Here is a 15,519-nt window from a genome sequence, read left to right as displayed (position 1 = left end):
CAGGCGCGCCATTTCCTTTGCGTGGAGTGCAATGTCACAGTATGGTGCGGCACCACCCCAGATTCAGAAAGACATAAGCGCCCCATGAACGCCCCGACCGAAATGAGCCACGAAGACGTGCTGCGCATCCGCTTGGAGGTGCTTAAGCGCGAGCATCGGGATTTGGACGAGGCGATTGCCGCCCTTGAGACACGGCCAAGCCCTGATCAATTGACGCTGCGCCGTCTGAAAAAGCAGAAGCTGTCCCTCAAAGATGCGATCACCGGCATTGAGGATGAACTCACCCCTGACATCATTGCATAGCGGTTTGATCTCGCTATAGTGCGCCCCTCTCACAAGGCTTATCGCAAAGGATCCTCCCCATGGCGGATATCGAAATTGGCATCATCATGGGCAGCCAGTCTGATTGGCCCACCATGCGCGAAGCCGCCGAAATGCTTGACGCGTTGGGCGTTCCTTACGAAACGAAAATCGTTTCTGCGCATCGCACACCTGATCGGCTGTGGGACTATGGTAAAACCGCCGCAAGCCGTGGCTTGAAGGTGATTATCGCAGGCGCAGGTGGGGCCGCGCATTTGCCAGGTATGATGGCTTCAAAGACGCGGGTGCCCGTCATCGGCGTGCCCGTGCAAACCAAGGCCTTGTCTGGGGTTGATTCGCTTTATTCGATTTTGCAAATGCCGCGCGGATTTCCTGTCGCGACCATGGCGATTGGCGCTGCGGGGGCGGCCAATGCTGGGCTGATGGCGGCGGCCATTTTGGCCGTGCATGACGCAGATCTTGCCGCGCGTCTGGATCAATGGCGCGCTGATCTCTCCGCTTCGATCCCTGAGGAACCTCAAGATGACGCATGAGGTTCTGCCCAATGGCAGCGTGATTGGTATTTTGGGGGGCGGTCAATTGGGGCGCATGCTTGCTATGGCCGCAGCACGCCTTGGATATAAAGTTCGGATTTTCGAACCAAGCGCACAGGCCCCTGCGGGTGATGTTGCAATATCCGTGACGCAAGCGGGATATGATGATCATGAGGCGCTCAAGGCCTTTGCGCTGTCTTGCGATGTGTTGACCTTTGAATTTGAAAATATCCCAAGCGCGGCCTTGGCCCTGCTCGAAGATACGCGCCCGCTCTTTCCTGCGCGCACTGCGCTTGAAGTGTCTCAGGATCGCTTGGTAGAGAAGGATTTTCTCAACAGTCTTGGTCTGAAAACAGCGCCTTATTGTGCGATTGATGCGGCCGACGGCGTGGCGCAGGCCCTTGAAAAAACGGGCTGTCCCGCGATCCTAAAGACCCGCTGTTTTGGGTATGACGGCAAGGGGCAAGCGCGGGTTATGGCCGCGTCCGAGGCCGATGCCGCTTATGCTAGCCTCAATGGGGCGCCTGCAATTGCCGAGGGCTTTGTAAAGTTTAGCCGAGAGGTTTCGGTGATCATTGCGCGCGGGCGCGATGGCCGTGTCTCGGCCTATGATCCAGGTGAAAACATCCACCGCGATGGCATTCTTGCAACCACCACTGTCCCTGCTGACTTGCCTGCCATGCTGCGCGCAGATGCAGTTTTGCTGGCCTCAAAAATTGTCACGGCTTTGGATTATGTGGGCGTAATGGGGGTCGAGCTGTTCGTCACGCCTGAGGGCTTGGTCGTCAATGAGATTGCACCACGGGTGCATAACTCTGGCCATTGGACGCAAGCAGGCTGCGCAGTCGATCAGTTCGAGCAGCACATCCGCGCCATCACTGGTTGGCCCTTGGGGGATGGCAGCCGTCACGCAAATGTTGAGATGGAGAATCTCATCGGTGATGATGTGGCGCGCGCGGCGGAAATGGCCGAGACAAAAGGCGTTCAAATCCACCTATATGGTAAGGCTGAAACCCGTGCAGGCCGTAAGATGGGCCATGTTAATCGAGTGACCGGCGCGGCGTGATCCTGCCTCTTGGAAAGGGTGTAGGAAATTTTGCCGCGCTTCTGCCCTTGCGCCGCGCTCTCGCTTGACTATAACGCCATCAATTTGCACCGCTCTCGAAGCGCGCCTTTGCGTGCGCGGTCGCACCCTGATGTTTCGCCGTTTGTAGGCCCGCAGCCAATACCGAGGTTTTCCGATGCCCAAAAGAACCGATATCCGCTCCATCATGATCATCGGCGCGGGGCCAATCGTCATTGGGCAAGCCTGCGAATTTGACTATTCGGGCGCACAAGCCTGTAAGGCCCTACGCGAAGAAGGGTATCGCGTTATTCTGGTCAATTCTAACCCCGCGACCATTATGACCGATCCAGAACTGGCCGATGCCACTTATATCGAGCCGATCACCCCCGATGTTGTCGCAAAGATCATCGAGAAAGAGCGCCCCGATGCGCTGTTGCCCACCATGGGCGGCCAGACGGGTCTGAACACCGCTCTCTCACTTGAAGAAGCGGGTGTGTTGGAGAAATTCGGGGTCGAGATGATTGGGGCAAAGCGCCCTGCGATTGAAATGGCCGAAGACCGCAAGCTGTTCCGCGAGGCGATGGAACGTATTGGCCTTGAAAACCCGCGCGCCACGATCGTTGCAGCGCCGAAAAAAGAGAACGGCAAATTCGACATCGCCGCAGGTCTGCGCGATGCGATAGAGGCCTTGGAAGACATCGGTCTGCCCGCCATCATTCGCCCCGCCTTTACCTTGGGCGGCACAGGCGGCGGTGTGGCGTATAACCGCGAAGAATATGAGTATTACTGCCGCTCTGGGCTTGAGGCCTCGCCCGTGGCGCAGATTTTGGTCGATGAATCGCTGCTTGGTTGGAAAGAATACGAGATGGAGGTCGTCCGCGACAAAGCGGATAACGCGATCATCGTCTGTTCCATCGAAAACGTAGATCCGATGGGTGTGCATACGGGCGACAGTATCACAGTCGCGCCCGCGCTGACCCTGACCGATAAAGAATACCAGATCATGCGCAACGGCTCGATTGCTGTGTTGCGCGAGATTGGCGTTGAGACGGGCGGCTCCAACGTTCAGTGGGCGATTAACCCTGCCGATGGGCGGATGGTGGTGATCGAGATGAACCCGCGCGTGTCGCGTTCATCGGCGCTTGCCTCTAAGGCCACGGGGTTCCCGATTGCGAAAATCGCGGCTAAATTGGCCGTAGGTTACACATTGGATGAGTTGGACAATGACATCACCCGTGTCACCCCTGCCAGCTTTGAGCCAAGCATCGATTATGTTGTCACCAAGATTCCACGCTTTGCTTTTGAGAAATTCCCCGGCTCTAAGCCCGAATTGACCACGGCGATGAAATCCGTGGGCGAGGCAATGGCCATTGGCCGCAGCTTCCATGAGAGTGTGCAAAAAGCCTTGGCCAGCCTTGAGACGGGTCTGTCTGGCTTTGACGAGATCGAGATTGCGGGCGCGCCTGATAAGGCCACCATCACGAAGGCGCTCAGCCTGCAGACGCCTGATCGTCTGCGCGTGATCGCCCAGGCCATGCGCCATGGTCTGACCAATGACGAGATCGGTCATGTCACCAAATTTGATCCATGGTTCTTGGCCCGCATTCGCGAGATCGTGGATGTCGAGGAGGATATTCGCACCAATGGCCTGCCGCGCGAGGCGGATGCCTTGCGCAAGATCAAGATGATGGGCTTCACCGATGCGCGTTTGGCGACACTGACGGGCCGCAGCGAGGCCTCTGTGCGGGCTGATCGCACCAGTGCAGGGATCGTTGCCGCATTTAAGCGGATCGACACCTGCGCGGCCGAGTTTGAGGCGCAGACCCCCTATATGTATTCCACCTATGAGGCCCCTGTGATGGGCGATGTGGAATGCGAAGCGCGTCCCTCGGATGCGAAAAAAGTTGTGATTTTGGGCGGCGGGCCAAACCGCATTGGGCAGGGGATCGAATTTGATTATTGCTGCTGCCACGCGTGTTTTGCGCTGACGGCGCAAGGCTATGAAACCATCATGATCAACTGCAACCCAGAGACGGTTTCGACAGATTATGATACATCCGACCGCCTGTATTTCGAGCCTCTCACCTACGAGCATGTGATGGAAATTCTGCGCGTGGAGCAGGACGCAGGTACATTGCATGGGGTTATCGTGCAATTTGGCGGTCAGACCCCGCTGAAATTGGCCAACGCGTTGCATGAGGCAGGTATCCCAATCCTTGGCACATCGCCCGATGCGATTGATTTGGCGGAGGATCGCGAGCGGTTCCAGCAGCTTGTTCAAAAGCTTGAGCTTAAGCAGCCCGAAAATGCGATTGCCCATTCTGACGAGGAAGCAAAAGCCGCGGCTGAGGCCTTGGGGTATCCTTTGGTGATCCGCCCCTCTTACGTTCTGGGTGGTCGCGCAATGGAGATCGTGCGCGACACAGCACAGCTTAACCGCTATATCGCAGAGGCTGTGGTGGTGTCTGGCGACAGCCCTGTGCTTCTTGACAGCTATCTTGATGGCGCGACCGAGGTTGATGTGGATGCGCTGTGCGATGGTGACGCGGTTCATGTCGCGGGCATTATGCAGCATATTGAGGAGGCGGGCGTGCATTCAGGCGATAGCGCCTGTTCCTTGCCGCCTCATACGCTTAGCGATGCGATTATCGTAGAGATCTCCCGCCAGACCGAGGCACTGGCGCGCGCGCTCAATGTGGTTGGTTTGATGAATGTTCAATTCGCGGTTAAAGGCGATGATATCTATTTGATTGAGGTCAATCCACGCGCTTCGCGCACTGTGCCCTTTGTGGCCAAGGCCACGGATAGCGCAATTGCCTCTATCGCAGCGCGCTTGATGGCGGGAGAGAAACTTTCGGTTTTCCCCAAGGCCGCGCCTCATCAACCTGTGGATGACAACGCGTCTATCCCGATGGGCGACCCGATGAGCCTGTCAGATTTCCGCACGCCGTGGTTCTCGGTCAAGGAAGCGGTGCTGCCCTTTGCCCGTTTCCCTGGCGTGGATACGCTGCTTGGGCCAGAAATGCGGTCAACGGGCGAGGTGATGGGGTGGGATCGCAGCTTTGCGCGTGCCTTCCTCAAGGCGCAGCTTGGCGTGGGAACTGTTTTGCCAACGGCAGGCACAGTGTTCTTGTCGATCAAAGATGCGGATAAATCGCCGCTCTTGGTGGAGACTGCGCAAACCTTGACCGATTTGGGCCTCAAGATTTTGGCCACCTCAGGCACGGCGAAATTCTTGGCCGATCACGGGATTTCATCTGATGTGGTCAACAAGGCCTATGAAGGTGGGCGCACGATTGTCGATATGATGAAGGACGGGATGGTTGATCTGGTATTGAACACGACCGAAGGCGCGCAAGCGGTGGAAGACAGCCGCTCGATGCGCACAGTCGCGCTCTATGACAAGATCCCCTATTACACCACGCTTGCAGGCAGCCATGCGGCAGCCTTGGCCATGAAAGCCGCACGTGAGGGTGAATTGGCGGTGCGTTCGCTGCAGGGGTAAAGCCCCAATTACAAGCCCGCGCGGAGGTTTGGCCAATTGCGGGCAATATGTCCCGCGACATCCTGTTCCCAGCGGCGTTGAATGCGCCGGTTGGCGTTGAGGTATAATTTCCCGTCAACGATGCGCCATGCACCAGGGTCAATCGGGGCCGTGTAACCTTGCGATATGGCCCAAGCGCAATAGCCCCCATATTGCGGGGCAAAGGCTTCGGGGCTGTTCAAGAATTGCGCGCGGTTGGCTGCTGATGCAAAATGCCATGTGGCGTTGTCCCAGTGCGCGGCGAAGTCTGCCGCACCTTTGGTGGCGGCGCCATTGGTGAAATAGGCCACAGGATCATATCCCCGCAAAGCCACGCCATCACGTTGGAAGACTGCCTGAGCAAGCAGAGGCTGTGTGACGAGCGGCAGTGCTAAGCTTGACTTTATGACTGCGCGGCGGGTGATCATGGTGGGTGCTCCTGTTGCAAAACTGGGCTTGGGTATAGCCTGTTTTTAGATCACGGGTTTTGAACATCGTGTGAGAGGGCGCGCTTGCAAGGTGGGCGCATCTATTGGCATATGGCGACAAAGGAACAACAGGGCGCGCCATGGCCAAGCTATATTTCAATTTTTCGACTATGAATGCGGGCAAGTCGACCTTGCTTTTGCAAGCAGCCCATAATTATAGCGAACGCGGCCAGACCCCATTTCTGCTGACGGCGCATCACGATACGCGCGCAGGCCAAGGCCGTATTGCAAGCCGCATTGGGCTGTCGAAAGAGGCCGTAACCTTTGCCCCTGATACGGACTTGTTCGCGCTTATCGAGACAGCGCACAGAGCGCAGCCAATTGATTGCGTCTTTCTGGATGAAGCGCAGTTCCTCACTAAGGCACAGGTCTGGGAATTGGCGCGCGTGGCTGATGATTTGAGGCTGCCCGTGATGACCTACGGCCTTCGCGTTGATTTCCGTGGTGAATTATTCGAAGGCTCCGCCGCGCTTTTGGCCTTGGCGGATGATCTGCGTGAGATCAGAACGATTTGCCATTGCGGGCGCAAAGCCACGATGGTGGTGCGAAAATCCCCTGATGGCAGCGTTGCCAAATCGGGAGAGCAGGTGCAAATCGGCGGCAATGAAACCTATGTCAGCTTGTGCCGCCGTCACTGGCGCGAAGCGGTCGGCGATAGCCCGTCAACATAGTCGCGCTCCAAGGGGCGCATCCTTGTCGGGCACGGCCAAAACCACATCCCCGCCCGCATCATGAAATCCAAGCACAAGCGCCTCGGACATGAAGGGGCCGATCTGGCGGGGTGGGAAATTCACCACGCCCATAACAAGCTTGCCCACCAATGCCTCGGGCGCATAATGCGCGGTGATTTGGGCCGAGCTTTTTTTGACCCCAATCTCTGGCCCATAATCCACCCATAACTTGATTGCAGGTTTGCGGGCCTCGGGAAAGGGCTCGGCGCGGGTGACGCGCCCCACGCGAATGTCGACCTTCAGGAATGTTTCAAAATCGGTTTCCATCAGGCTTATCCTTTCAGCGCGCGAGATCGCGCCGCCGCAGCCTTGACTGTTTCGCGGATGAGGGGGGCGAGGCCGCTTGCCTCATCCATCAAAACCTCTAGTCCCGCCTGCGTGGTGCCATTGGGCGATGTCACGTTGATGCGCAATTGTTCTGGGCTTTCGCTGGCCTCTCGGGCCAAGGCCCCTGCGCCCGCGACTGTGGCCTTTGCCAATTCCATCGCCATCGCGTCAGGCAGGCCTTCGGCGCGCGCGGCAGCAGCGAGACAGTCAATCATATAGAAGACATAGGCAGGGCCAGAGCCCGAGACGCCTGTCACAGCGTCAATCTGATCTTCCGTTTCAAGACGCACCACCTGACCGACGGCAGATAACAGGGTTTCGCCAAGCGCAAGATCGGCTTGGCTGCATTGCCCGTTGCCAATAAGCGCGGTGATCCCTCGCCCGATTGCGGCGGGGGTGTTGGGCATGGCACGGATAATTTTGGTGGATGCGCCAAATTCGGCTTCAAATCTGGCGATTGGTGTGCCTGCCGCCACAGAGATCACCAATGTCTCACGGCCCATATGCGCCGCAAGATTGGGTAAAGCTTCGCCCATCATCTGCGGTTTTACCGCGATAATGGCCACAGCGGCATTCGCGGGCAGGGGCGTGTTAACATTTACCCCCGCAGCCTTGAGCCAATCAGAGGGGTGCGGGTCAATTACGGTCACGCAGGCAGATGGTATTCCTCGTGCAAGCCACCCTGCCAACATTGCAGAGCCCATTTTCCCACAGCCGAAAATCACCATGCCGCGCGCGGCAATATCGTCATACGTCATCACTCATCCCCTGTTGCGGTTTGCAACAGGTTAGGCGCGACCGAACCCTTCGGCAATGGCCACTTGGATTGCTTCGCTCGGTGATTGGCTGCCCCAACAGGCCAATTGGAAGGCGGGGTAATAGCGTTCGCTTGCCAAAATGGCGGTTTCAACCATGCAGGCAATCTGCTCAGGGCTTGCCAGTTGATCCCCTGCGAGAACCAAGCCGTAGCGATAGACCATCATCTTTTGCTCGGCCCAGAAGCTGAACGCGCCCGCCCAGCATTTGTCATTGGCAAGGTTCAATGTCTCGTAAAGCTTGCCCATAGATTCGGCGGGTGGATCCATGTCGAAGGTGCAGATCATCCGCAGCGTTTCGTCATAGCTCGACCATGCCAGCGTCACCGAATAGGTGCGCCACTGACCTTCAAGGGCCATTGCGATTTGATCATCGGCAACACGGTCGAAATCCCATTCATGCCGTGTGGCAAGTGTTTCAACGATATCTATGGGATGGAGGTCTTCGACATCCATATACTGCTCGGAAAGTGACATTGCCCTAGGCCTCATTCTTGGCAGCCTGTCGCGGGCGTTGGGTTCAATCCCAATTTGCCCACTAAGGCTGGGTGACTCCACTAAGGGTCGGCTGATGTGCGCGGCCCCATACCAAATATGGTGCGGTTACTTTCTTCGCCTGTAAAGCAATATTTTGATGACGCACCCAGAAATTGCGGTTTTCCTAATCCTGTCCACAAGAAATTGGGGGCTGTGCATAAAGATAGGGCGGGTTTGGTCTGGCCAAACCCGCCCTTGTTCAACTGCGCTGTGACCGCGCTTATTTCTTTTTCTTTTCCAATGCCTTTAGCCGCGCAGACAGCGCCTCATTTTCTTCGCGCGCTTTTTGGGCCATTGCGCGCACGGCATCAAATTCCTCGCGGGTGACAAAGTCGCGATCCGCAAGCCAGCGATCCATCAGCGATTTCATCGCATTTTCCGCTTCCTCGCGTGCGCCTTGGGCCACACCCATGGCGTTGGTCATCAATTGGCTGATGTCATCCATCATCTTATTGCGGGTTTGCATAGGCTGTCCTCTTGTCTCGCGGCGGGGCGCGTTTATACATTCGACCTTGATATGGGGTAAATGGCGCGCCGCTTCAAGGTTGACATCGCCGCATGGGGGTCTATCCAACAAGGGTTCCCACGCGCATCTAAAAGGGCCGCTATGTTTTACGCGATACCGTTTCCAGATATCTCGCCCGCGCTCTTCTCAATTGATTTTGGTGGGTTTCACTTTGCCCTGCGGTGGTATGCGCTGGCCTATATCGCTGGATTTCTCATCGCTGCATGGATGATCGGACGGCATTTGCGCAAATCCACGCTGTGGAGAAATGCCACCGCCCCGATGTCCCCTGAGATTGTAGAACCGCTTTTGACATGGATGGTCTTGGGCGTGATCCTTGGGGGGCGGCTTGGATATGTGCTGTTCTATCAGCCAAGCTATTACTTGCAAAACCCTGCTGAGATTTTGCAGGTTTGGCAGGGGGGGATGTCTTTTCATGGTGGCTTTTTGGGTGTTGTCATCGCGGGGCTTTGGTTTTGTCGTGTCCACAAGGTCAGCATAGCAAGCCTTGCCGACCTGTTAGCCTTGGCTACCCCGCCTGCGCTCTTTCTGGGGCGCAGCGCCAATTTCATTAATGCCGAGCTATGGGGGCGACCCACCGATGCGCCTTGGGGCGTGATCTTTCCCGGGGCCGCGGCACAGGACTGTTCGGGCCCTGTGGGGATTGTGATGGATGCAGGCATGCAAGTTTGTGCGCGCCACCCGTCACAGCTTTACGAAGCGCTTCTTGAGGGGCTCATCTTGGGGCTTGTGATCCTGTATGTGATCCATCGCCAAGGGGCGTTGCGGGTGCCAGGGCAAGTGGCGGGTCTGTTTCTTGCAGGCTATGGGGTGGGGCGGTTCATTGTCGAATATTTCCGCCAACCTGATGCACAGTTCTTCCTGAACCATCCGCGCGGTTATGCGCTGTGGCTGTCTGATGATATCGGTCTGAGCATGGGGCAGATCTTGTCATTGCCCATGGTCATTGTGGGGCTAGTGGTGATCTTGGTCGCGCGGCAGGTCACGCGGCGTAAGGCAGGTGCCTAATGGGGGCAGGGCGCGCGCAGGATCGGCTGTTGCGCCGTATCGCGCAGTCAGGCCCGCTTTCTGTGGCCGAGTTTATGACCGAGGCGCTGCTTCACCCTGAATTTGGGTATTACATGAAGAAACCCGCTATTGGTCGGGGCGGGGATTTTGTGACGGCACCCGAAGTCTCGCAAATCTTTGGCGAGATGATTGGGTTGTGGTTGGTGCAGGTTTGGTCTGACCAAGGCAGACCATCCGATGTAAATTTGGTCGAGCTTGGCGGCGGGCGCGGGACCTTGATGGCCGATATTCTGCGCGCTGCAAAACTGCTGCTCGAATTCACCCAAACGATCAGATTGCACATGGTCGAAGCCTCGCCCTTGATGCGTGCAGCCCAAGCAGAGGCTTTGGGACAGTATCAACCGCAATTTCACGACACTATTGCCACCCTACCTGACGGGCCGCTTTATTTGGTGGCGAATGAATTTTTTGATGCCTTGCCCATTCGGCAATTTCGAAAAGGGCGTGATGGATGGCATGAACGCCAAATCGGTGCAGATCAGGGCGCGCTAATATGGGGGCTTGGCCCTGTCATTGCGCCCGATTGGATAACGGCCCGTTTTGGCGACATGCCAGAGGGTACGATTGTCGAGGTTAATGCTGCGGCCGAGGCGATTGCATCAGATATCGGGCGGCGCATTGATGCGCATGGCGGTGCGGCGCTTTTGATTGATTACGGGGATTGGATCAGCGCAGGCGACACCTTTCAAGCCGTCAAAGATCACAGATACGCCGATCCATTGGTGGATATTGGCACATCCGATCTGACCGCCCATGTGGCGTTTCAGCCTTTGGCGGCCAGTGCCGCACCCGCCCGCGCGGCACCGCTACAGACGCAAGGTCTGTTTCTTGAGCGTCTTGGGATCACCGCACGGGCGCAGGCGCTTGCGCAAAAATTGCACGGTGAAGCGCTTCAATCACATATTGCCGCGCATCGTAGGTTGACCCACCCCGAAGAAATGGGACAGCTATTCAAAGTGCTGGGTCTTACGCAACAGTCTGCGCCCGCCCTGCCAGGTTTGGATGATCTTGAAATAAGGGATATGTGAGATGGCTGCGCATTTCGCTCCAATTGACCCGATCACATCGCCGCTTTTGGGGGCAGCAAAGCATGGTTTTTTTACACGCAAGGGTGGTGCATCTAGCGGTATTTTTAGCAGTCTGAATTGTGGTGCGGGATCATCTGATCAATCAGATTTGGTCGAAATCAACCGCGCGCGCGTGGCGCGTGAGATGGGGGTTGCGGAAGATTGCCTTGTGACGGTGTATCAAACGCATTCCGCGGATGTTGTCTTGGTTGAAGGCCCGATTGGCGGCGGCACCCCTGAGGCAGATGGTCTGGTTTCCTGCAGCAAGGATTTGGCCATTGCGATTCTCACAGCCGATTGTCAGCCCGTCCTGTTTCATGAAGCGGAGGCTGGCGTGATTGGCGCTGCCCATGCGGGTTGGAAGGGCGCGCGGGCAGGGGTGCTTGAGGCCACGATTGACTTGATGGTTGCACAAGGGGCGGTGCGCGAAAAAATCAAAGCGGTGATTGGCCCTACGATCAGCCAAGCGAATTACGAGGTCGGGCAAGAATTCTTTGAGGAATTCGTAGATGATGATCCGCAGTCTGCGCGGTTTTTTATCAATGGGGCGGCACCTGATAAATATCTCTTTGATTTACCAAGCTATGGATTAACGCGCCTGCGCAATGCGGGCATCGGGCAGGCAGAATGGTGCGGGCATTGCACCTATCGTGACGAAGAACTGTTCTTCTCCTACCGCCGTGCCACACATCGGGGCGAGGCGGATTACGGGCGCCTGATTTCGGCTATTAGCCTTTAGGCTTTGCCGCGCAATCACCTTTTTCTTTCCCCAAGCTGACGGGATTTCGTCCAATCTTTGACAGATTTGGACGCGACTTTAGATCCATCGAAGCGCAATGTTGCGCGAATCTTTTTGGAGGGTCTGAGATGAAAACACGTTGGATGGAGTCGGTGATCGCGATGACCGAGCACGAGGCGCCACGCATGCCTTGGATGCGCGATGAAACCGAAGTGCAGCGACCAGCGATGACAGATCGTGCAGAAATTGGCTTGAAACGGGCAGGATAATCCGCTTCGCCTTAATCCATCTTGGCCAGTCGGTCTTCGAGAACTTCGAAGGGCACGCCTGGTTGATCTTTAGCCCCACGAATGACAAGCGATGTACGCACGCTTGCAACATTCGGGGCGGCGGTTAGGTGTTCGGTAAGGAAGCTTTGGAATGTGGACAGGTCAGGCGCCACGCATTTCAAGATGAAATCAATCTCGCCGTTCAGCATATGACATTCGCGCACGAGGGGCCACTCGGCACAGCGGTTTTCAAAGGCGACCAAATCAGCCTCGGCCTGACTGTGCAGGCCCACCATGGCGAAAACCTGAACTTCGAAACCAAGCATCCGCGCATCGACATCCGCGTGATAGCCGCGGATATAGCCCGACTCCTCCAAAGTGCGCACGCGCCGTAGGCAAGGGGGTGCAGAAATCCCAACGCGTTTGGCCAATTCCACATTGGTCATCCGCCCGTCACTTTGCAGTTCCGCAAGAATCTTGCGGTCAATCGGATCGAGTTTGGTCGTTGGCATTATTGTTATCCTCTCGCTCGCGACTTTGCGATCCTGAGCGATAATGCCAGAAATACGCAATTTTATTTCGCACCCGCGCAATATATGGAATATTGAGCTCCGCTTTGCAAGGCTTAGGCGGGGCTTTCATCGCGGGCGATCGGTGGTTATATCAGGATCAAGATAAGTGCTGCGCTGTGTCGTTCGGGTGTCATTGCCCATGCTGCTATGGCGGCGCGTGACAGGTTTAATGAAGGATCCATCTCATGAGTGCAACCCGCCATACCCGTCTTTTGATTATTGGCTCTGGCCCTGCGGGCTATACGGCGGCGGTCTACGCCAGCCGTGCTATGCTCGAGCCGATTTTGGTGCAAGGCATCCAACCGGGCGGACAGTTGACCATCACAACGGATGTTGAAAACTGGCCGGGTGATGCCTCCGTCATGGGGCCTGATCTCATGGTGCGGATGGAGAACCACGCCCGCGAGATGGGGGCGGAGATCATCTCGGATCATATTTCTGATCTCGATTTGTCGCAGCGCCCATTCCGTGCTTCGGGCGATACAGGCACAACATATACGGCCGATGCGGTGGTTCTGGCGACAGGCGCGCAGGCGCGGTGGTTGGGCTTGCCCTCTGAAGAGCATTTCAAGGGCTTTGGCGTGTCGGCTTGTGCCACCTGTGATGGGTTCTTCTATCGCGGGCAAGAGGTGGTGGTTATCGGTGGCGGCAATACAGCCGTTGAGGAGGCGCTGTTTCTCACCAATTTCGCCTCAAAGGTCACATTGATCCACCGCCGCGATAGCCTGCGTGCGGAAAAGATCATGCAAGATCGCCTTTTCAAAAATCCGAAAATCGAGGTGATCTGGAACCATGAGGTGGATGAGGTGGTCGGCACAGATGCCCCCCGTGGTGTTGAGGCGGTCAAAGCGCGCCATGTCGAGACAGGCGCCATCACCGAAGTGCCTTGCAAAGGGTTTTTCGTGGCCATTGGCCATGCACCTGCCAGCGATTTGATCAAGGATCAGCTTAAGCTGCATTCGGGCGGTTATGTTTGGGTTGAACCTGGCACGACCCGCACCTCGATCCCTGGCGTTTTCGCGGCGGGGGATTTGACCGACCACACCTATCGCCAAGCGGTTACAAGCGCGGGCATGGGCTGTATGGCCGCTTTGGATGCCGAGCGATGGTTGGCGGAACAAGCGGCAGGTGATGTGAAAGCCGCCGAATAGGGCTAAGAACAGGGATTGCGTGATTGCCGATTTTTCAGCACCGCCATTTCGTTTGTGGCGGATCGGCAATCACGCTGTTTCTTTTTTCTTTGAAAAAGACAGCTTTGCTTGAATTTCGCCACATTCGGGGTCTATGGCGGCGCTGAATGCGGGGCCGTGTCGTTTTCTTGCGGCCCCTAATGTTTTGACCCTTGTTGGAAAGTAAACTTGATGGCTGCCCAATTTCACGCCCCGATCCCTGAACTTTATGTCTCTTACGACTCCGCGCAGAAGCTAAAGCTTGAGGCGGCGGAGTTGGTTTCATGGGATCTGACCCCGCGCCAAATCTGCGATTTGGAATTGCTGATGAATGGCGGGTTCAACCCGCTCAAAGGGTTTTTGGGGCAGGAGGATTATGATGGCGTGGTTGAGACCATGCGTCTGGCCGATGGCACGCTTTGGCCGATGCCGATCACGCTTGATATTTCCGAGGATTTCGCCGCCAAGGTCGAGACAGGCCAAGATATCGCACTTCGCGATCAAGAGGGGGTGATCCTTGCGATCCTCTCTATCTCTGACAAATGGGTGCCCAATAAGGCGCGCGAGGCAGAAAAGGTGTTTGCCGCAGATGATCTGGCCCATCCTGCAGTGAACTATCTGCATCATGTGGCAGGCCCCGTTTATTTGGGCGGGGCGATCACGGGCATCCAACAGCCCGTGCATTACGATTTCCGCGCACGCCGTGATACGCCCAACGAGATGCGGGCCTATTTCCGCAAATTGGGGTGGAAGCGGATTGTTGCCTTCCAAACCCGCAACCCGCTGCACCGCGCGCATCAGGAATTGACCTTCCGCGCCGCCAAAGAGGCACAGGCAAACCTATTAATCCATCCTGTGGTTGGCATGACCAAGCCCGGCGATGTGGATCACTTTACCCGTGTGCGCTGTTACGAGGCGGTGCTTGATAAATACCCTGCCGCAACCACAACCATGAGCTTGCTGAACCTTGCCATGCGCATGGCTGGCCCGCGCGAGGCGGTCTGGCACGGCTTGATCCGCGCCAATCATGGCTGCACCCATTTCATCGTGGGGCGCGATCACGCGGGGCCAGGAAAGAATTCAAACGGCGAAGATTTCTATGGCCCCTATGACGCGCAGGAGCTGTTCAAGAAGCACCAAGATGAAATTGGCCTTGAGATGGTGGATTTCAAGCACATGGTCTATGTGCAAGAAAAGGCCCAATATTACCCCGCAAATGAGGTGCTAGAGGGCGATACGGTTCTGGATATTTCGGGCACGGAACTGCGCCGCCGCCTGCGCGAGGGGTTGGAAATTCCCGAATGGTTCTCCTTCCCTGAGGTGGTTAAGGAATTGCGCCGCACCTCTCCACCGCGCAGCAAGCAGGGCTTTACAGTGTTTTTCACGGGGCTTTCAGGCTCGGGCAAATCGACCATTGCGAATGCCCTGATGGTCAAGCTGATGGAAATGGGCGGCCGTCCTGTGACGCTGCTTGATGGGGATGTGGTGCGCAAGCATCTCTCCTCGGAATTGGGGTTCAGCAAGGAACACCGCGATATCAATATTCGCCGCATTGGCTATGTCGCTTCGGAGATCACGAAGAATGGCGGGATCGCCATTTGCGCCCCCATCGCGCCTTATACAGCGACCCGCCGCTCGGTGCGCGAGATGGTCGAAAGCTTTGGCGCTTTTGTTGAGGTGCATGTGGCCACCAGCCTTGAAGAATGCGAGCGCCGTGACCGCAAGGGTCTCTATAAATTGGCGCGCGAGGGCAAAATCAAGGAATTCA

Annotated in this window: 17 protein-coding genes; 11 read left to right on the top strand and 6 right to left on the bottom strand. The window is 56.6% G+C overall.

What is annotated here, in order from left to right:
• The first annotated feature begins 84 nt into the window (after window positions 1–84).
• From AAC622_RS08315 to carB, 4 genes are all read left to right on the top strand, one after another.
• Window positions 85–303 (top strand): YdcH family protein, encoded by a 219-nt coding sequence (locus AAC622_RS08315; RefSeq protein ID WP_340261574.1) that lies wholly within the window; start codon window positions 85–87, stop codon window positions 301–303.
• 59 nt (window positions 304–362) lie between these two features.
• A complete protein-coding gene (gene purE / locus AAC622_RS08310; RefSeq protein WP_317656268.1) occupies window positions 363–854 on the top strand; it encodes a 5-(carboxyamino)imidazole ribonucleotide mutase in 492 nt (163 codons plus the stop codon).
• A complete protein-coding gene (locus AAC622_RS08305; RefSeq protein ID WP_340261572.1) occupies window positions 844–1,920 on the top strand; it encodes a 5-(carboxyamino)imidazole ribonucleotide synthase in 1,077 nt (358 codons plus the stop codon). Before purE ends, AAC622_RS08305 begins: the two co-directional genes overlap by 11 nt.
• 175 nt (window positions 1,921–2,095) lie before the next feature.
• Entirely contained in the window at window positions 2,096–5,425 is a 3,330-nt protein-coding gene (gene carB / locus AAC622_RS08300) for a carbamoyl-phosphate synthase large subunit (protein WP_340261570.1), read from the top strand.
• Window positions 5,426–5,433: 8 nt separating this feature from the next.
• On the opposite strand, the gene AAC622_RS08295 is transcribed toward carB, so the two are convergent.
• A complete protein-coding gene (locus AAC622_RS08295; protein WP_340261568.1) occupies window positions 5,434–5,871 on the bottom strand; it encodes a YHS domain-containing (seleno)protein in 438 nt (145 codons plus the stop codon).
• Window positions 5,872–6,011: 140 nt separating this feature from the next.
• On the opposite strand from AAC622_RS08295, the gene AAC622_RS08290 reads away from it, so the two are divergent.
• A complete protein-coding gene (locus AAC622_RS08290; protein WP_340262994.1) occupies window positions 6,012–6,602 on the top strand; it encodes a thymidine kinase in 591 nt (196 codons plus the stop codon).
• On the opposite strand, the gene AAC622_RS08285 is transcribed toward AAC622_RS08290, so the two are convergent.
• The 4 genes from AAC622_RS08285 to AAC622_RS08270 all read right to left on the bottom strand — a co-directional run bounded on the left by AAC622_RS08285 (window position 6,594) and on the right by AAC622_RS08270 (window position 8,807).
• Window positions 6,594–6,929, bottom strand: coding sequence for a tRNA-binding protein (locus AAC622_RS08285; RefSeq protein ID WP_340243381.1), 336 nt, complete (start codon window positions 6,927–6,929; stop codon window positions 6,594–6,596). The two genes, AAC622_RS08290 and AAC622_RS08285, sit on opposite strands and share 9 nt — an antisense overlap.
• A 5-nt stretch (window positions 6,930–6,934) precedes the next feature.
• Window positions 6,935–7,747 (bottom strand): pyrroline-5-carboxylate reductase, encoded by an 813-nt coding sequence (gene proC, locus AAC622_RS08280; RefSeq protein WP_340261565.1) that lies wholly within the window; start codon window positions 7,745–7,747, stop codon window positions 6,935–6,937.
• A gap of 30 nt (window positions 7,748–7,777) precedes the next feature.
• Window positions 7,778–8,281, bottom strand: a complete 504-nt coding sequence (locus tag AAC622_RS08275; protein ID WP_317656260.1) for a type III secretion system chaperone family protein — start codon at window positions 8,279–8,281, stop codon at window positions 7,778–7,780.
• A gap of 280 nt (window positions 8,282–8,561) precedes the next feature.
• Window positions 8,562–8,807, bottom strand: a complete 246-nt coding sequence (locus AAC622_RS08270; protein WP_340261563.1) for an accessory factor UbiK family protein — start codon at window positions 8,805–8,807, stop codon at window positions 8,562–8,564.
• A 141-nt stretch (window positions 8,808–8,948) separates the two neighbouring features.
• Here AAC622_RS08270 and lgt point away from each other — a divergent pair, with 141 nt between their 5' ends.
• The 4 genes from lgt to AAC622_RS08250 all read left to right on the top strand — a co-directional run bounded on the left by lgt (window position 8,949) and on the right by AAC622_RS08250 (window position 12,010).
• Window positions 8,949–9,875, top strand: a complete 927-nt coding sequence (gene lgt / locus AAC622_RS08265) for a prolipoprotein diacylglyceryl transferase (protein ID WP_340261561.1) — start codon at window positions 8,949–8,951, stop codon at window positions 9,873–9,875.
• Window positions 9,875–10,963, top strand: a complete 1,089-nt coding sequence (locus AAC622_RS08260) for a class I SAM-dependent methyltransferase (protein ID WP_340261558.1) — start codon at window positions 9,875–9,877, stop codon at window positions 10,961–10,963. The genes lgt and AAC622_RS08260 overlap by 1 nt, the downstream gene beginning before the upstream one ends.
• A 1-nt stretch (window position 10,964) precedes the next feature.
• Complete coding sequence (pgeF, locus tag AAC622_RS08255; protein WP_340261556.1) at window positions 10,965–11,741, top strand: peptidoglycan editing factor PgeF; 777 nt, start codon at window positions 10,965–10,967, stop codon at window positions 11,739–11,741.
• A gap of 128 nt (window positions 11,742–11,869) precedes the next feature.
• Window positions 11,870–12,010: a hypothetical protein gene (locus AAC622_RS08250; protein ID WP_340261554.1), complete on the top strand. Its 141-nt coding sequence runs from the start codon at window positions 11,870–11,872 to the stop codon at window positions 12,008–12,010.
• An 11-nt stretch (window positions 12,011–12,021) separates the two neighbouring features.
• On the opposite strand, the gene AAC622_RS08245 is transcribed toward AAC622_RS08250, so the two are convergent.
• The gene (locus tag AAC622_RS08245) at window positions 12,022–12,522 is read right to left on the bottom strand and encodes an Lrp/AsnC family transcriptional regulator (protein ID WP_340243371.1); all 501 of its coding nucleotides are present in this window, start codon (window positions 12,520–12,522) and stop codon (window positions 12,022–12,024) included.
• A 245-nt stretch (window positions 12,523–12,767) separates the two neighbouring features.
• Between AAC622_RS08245 and trxB the strand changes: the two genes are divergently transcribed.
• The gene (gene trxB / locus AAC622_RS08240) at window positions 12,768–13,733 is read left to right on the top strand and encodes a thioredoxin-disulfide reductase (RefSeq protein ID WP_340261552.1); all 966 of its coding nucleotides are present in this window, start codon (window positions 12,768–12,770) and stop codon (window positions 13,731–13,733) included.
• A 210-nt stretch (window positions 13,734–13,943) separates the two neighbouring features.
• Window positions 13,944–15,519 (top strand): bifunctional sulfate adenylyltransferase/adenylylsulfate kinase (locus tag AAC622_RS08235; RefSeq protein WP_340261550.1); only part of this gene is annotated, 1,576 nt, incomplete at its 3' end.

It is taken from the genome of Roseobacter sp. HKCCA0882 (assembly GCF_037805225.1).
Taxonomy (GTDB): Bacteria; Pseudomonadota; Alphaproteobacteria; order Rhodobacterales; family Rhodobacteraceae; genus M30B80.
This window is presented reverse-complemented; position numbering and strand designations above follow the sequence as displayed.

Coding starts and splice junctions, on each gene's coding strand:
- AAC622_RS08315 (WP_340261574.1), top strand. CDS start 85: ATGAACGCCCCGACCGAAATGAGCCACGAAGACGTGCTGCGCATCCGC.
- purE (WP_317656268.1), top strand. CDS start 363: ATGGCGGATATCGAAATTGGCATCATCATGGGCAGCCAGTCTGATTGG.
- AAC622_RS08305 (WP_340261572.1), top strand. CDS start 844: ATGACGCATGAGGTTCTGCCCAATGGCAGCGTGATTGGTATTTTGGGG.
- carB (WP_340261570.1), top strand. CDS start 2,096: ATGCCCAAAAGAACCGATATCCGCTCCATCATGATCATCGGCGCGGGG.
- AAC622_RS08295 (WP_340261568.1), bottom strand. CDS start 5,871: ATGATCACCCGCCGCGCAGTCATAAAGTCAAGCTTAGCACTGCCGCTC.
- AAC622_RS08290 (WP_340262994.1), top strand. CDS start 6,012: ATGGCCAAGCTATATTTCAATTTTTCGACTATGAATGCGGGCAAGTCG.
- AAC622_RS08285 (WP_340243381.1), bottom strand. CDS start 6,929: ATGGAAACCGATTTTGAAACATTCCTGAAGGTCGACATTCGCGTGGGG.
- proC (WP_340261565.1), bottom strand. CDS start 7,747: ATGACGTATGACGATATTGCCGCGCGCGGCATGGTGATTTTCGGCTGT.
- AAC622_RS08275 (WP_317656260.1), bottom strand. CDS start 8,281: ATGTCACTTTCCGAGCAGTATATGGATGTCGAAGACCTCCATCCCATA.
- AAC622_RS08270 (WP_340261563.1), bottom strand. CDS start 8,807: ATGCAAACCCGCAATAAGATGATGGATGACATCAGCCAATTGATGACC.
- lgt (WP_340261561.1), top strand. CDS start 8,949: ATGTTTTACGCGATACCGTTTCCAGATATCTCGCCCGCGCTCTTCTCA.
- AAC622_RS08260 (WP_340261558.1), top strand. CDS start 9,875: ATGGGGGCAGGGCGCGCGCAGGATCGGCTGTTGCGCCGTATCGCGCAG.
- pgeF (WP_340261556.1), top strand. CDS start 10,965: ATGGCTGCGCATTTCGCTCCAATTGACCCGATCACATCGCCGCTTTTG.
- AAC622_RS08250 (WP_340261554.1), top strand. CDS start 11,870: ATGAAAACACGTTGGATGGAGTCGGTGATCGCGATGACCGAGCACGAG.
- AAC622_RS08245 (WP_340243371.1), bottom strand. CDS start 12,522: ATGCCAACGACCAAACTCGATCCGATTGACCGCAAGATTCTTGCGGAA.
- trxB (WP_340261552.1), top strand. CDS start 12,768: ATGAGTGCAACCCGCCATACCCGTCTTTTGATTATTGGCTCTGGCCCT.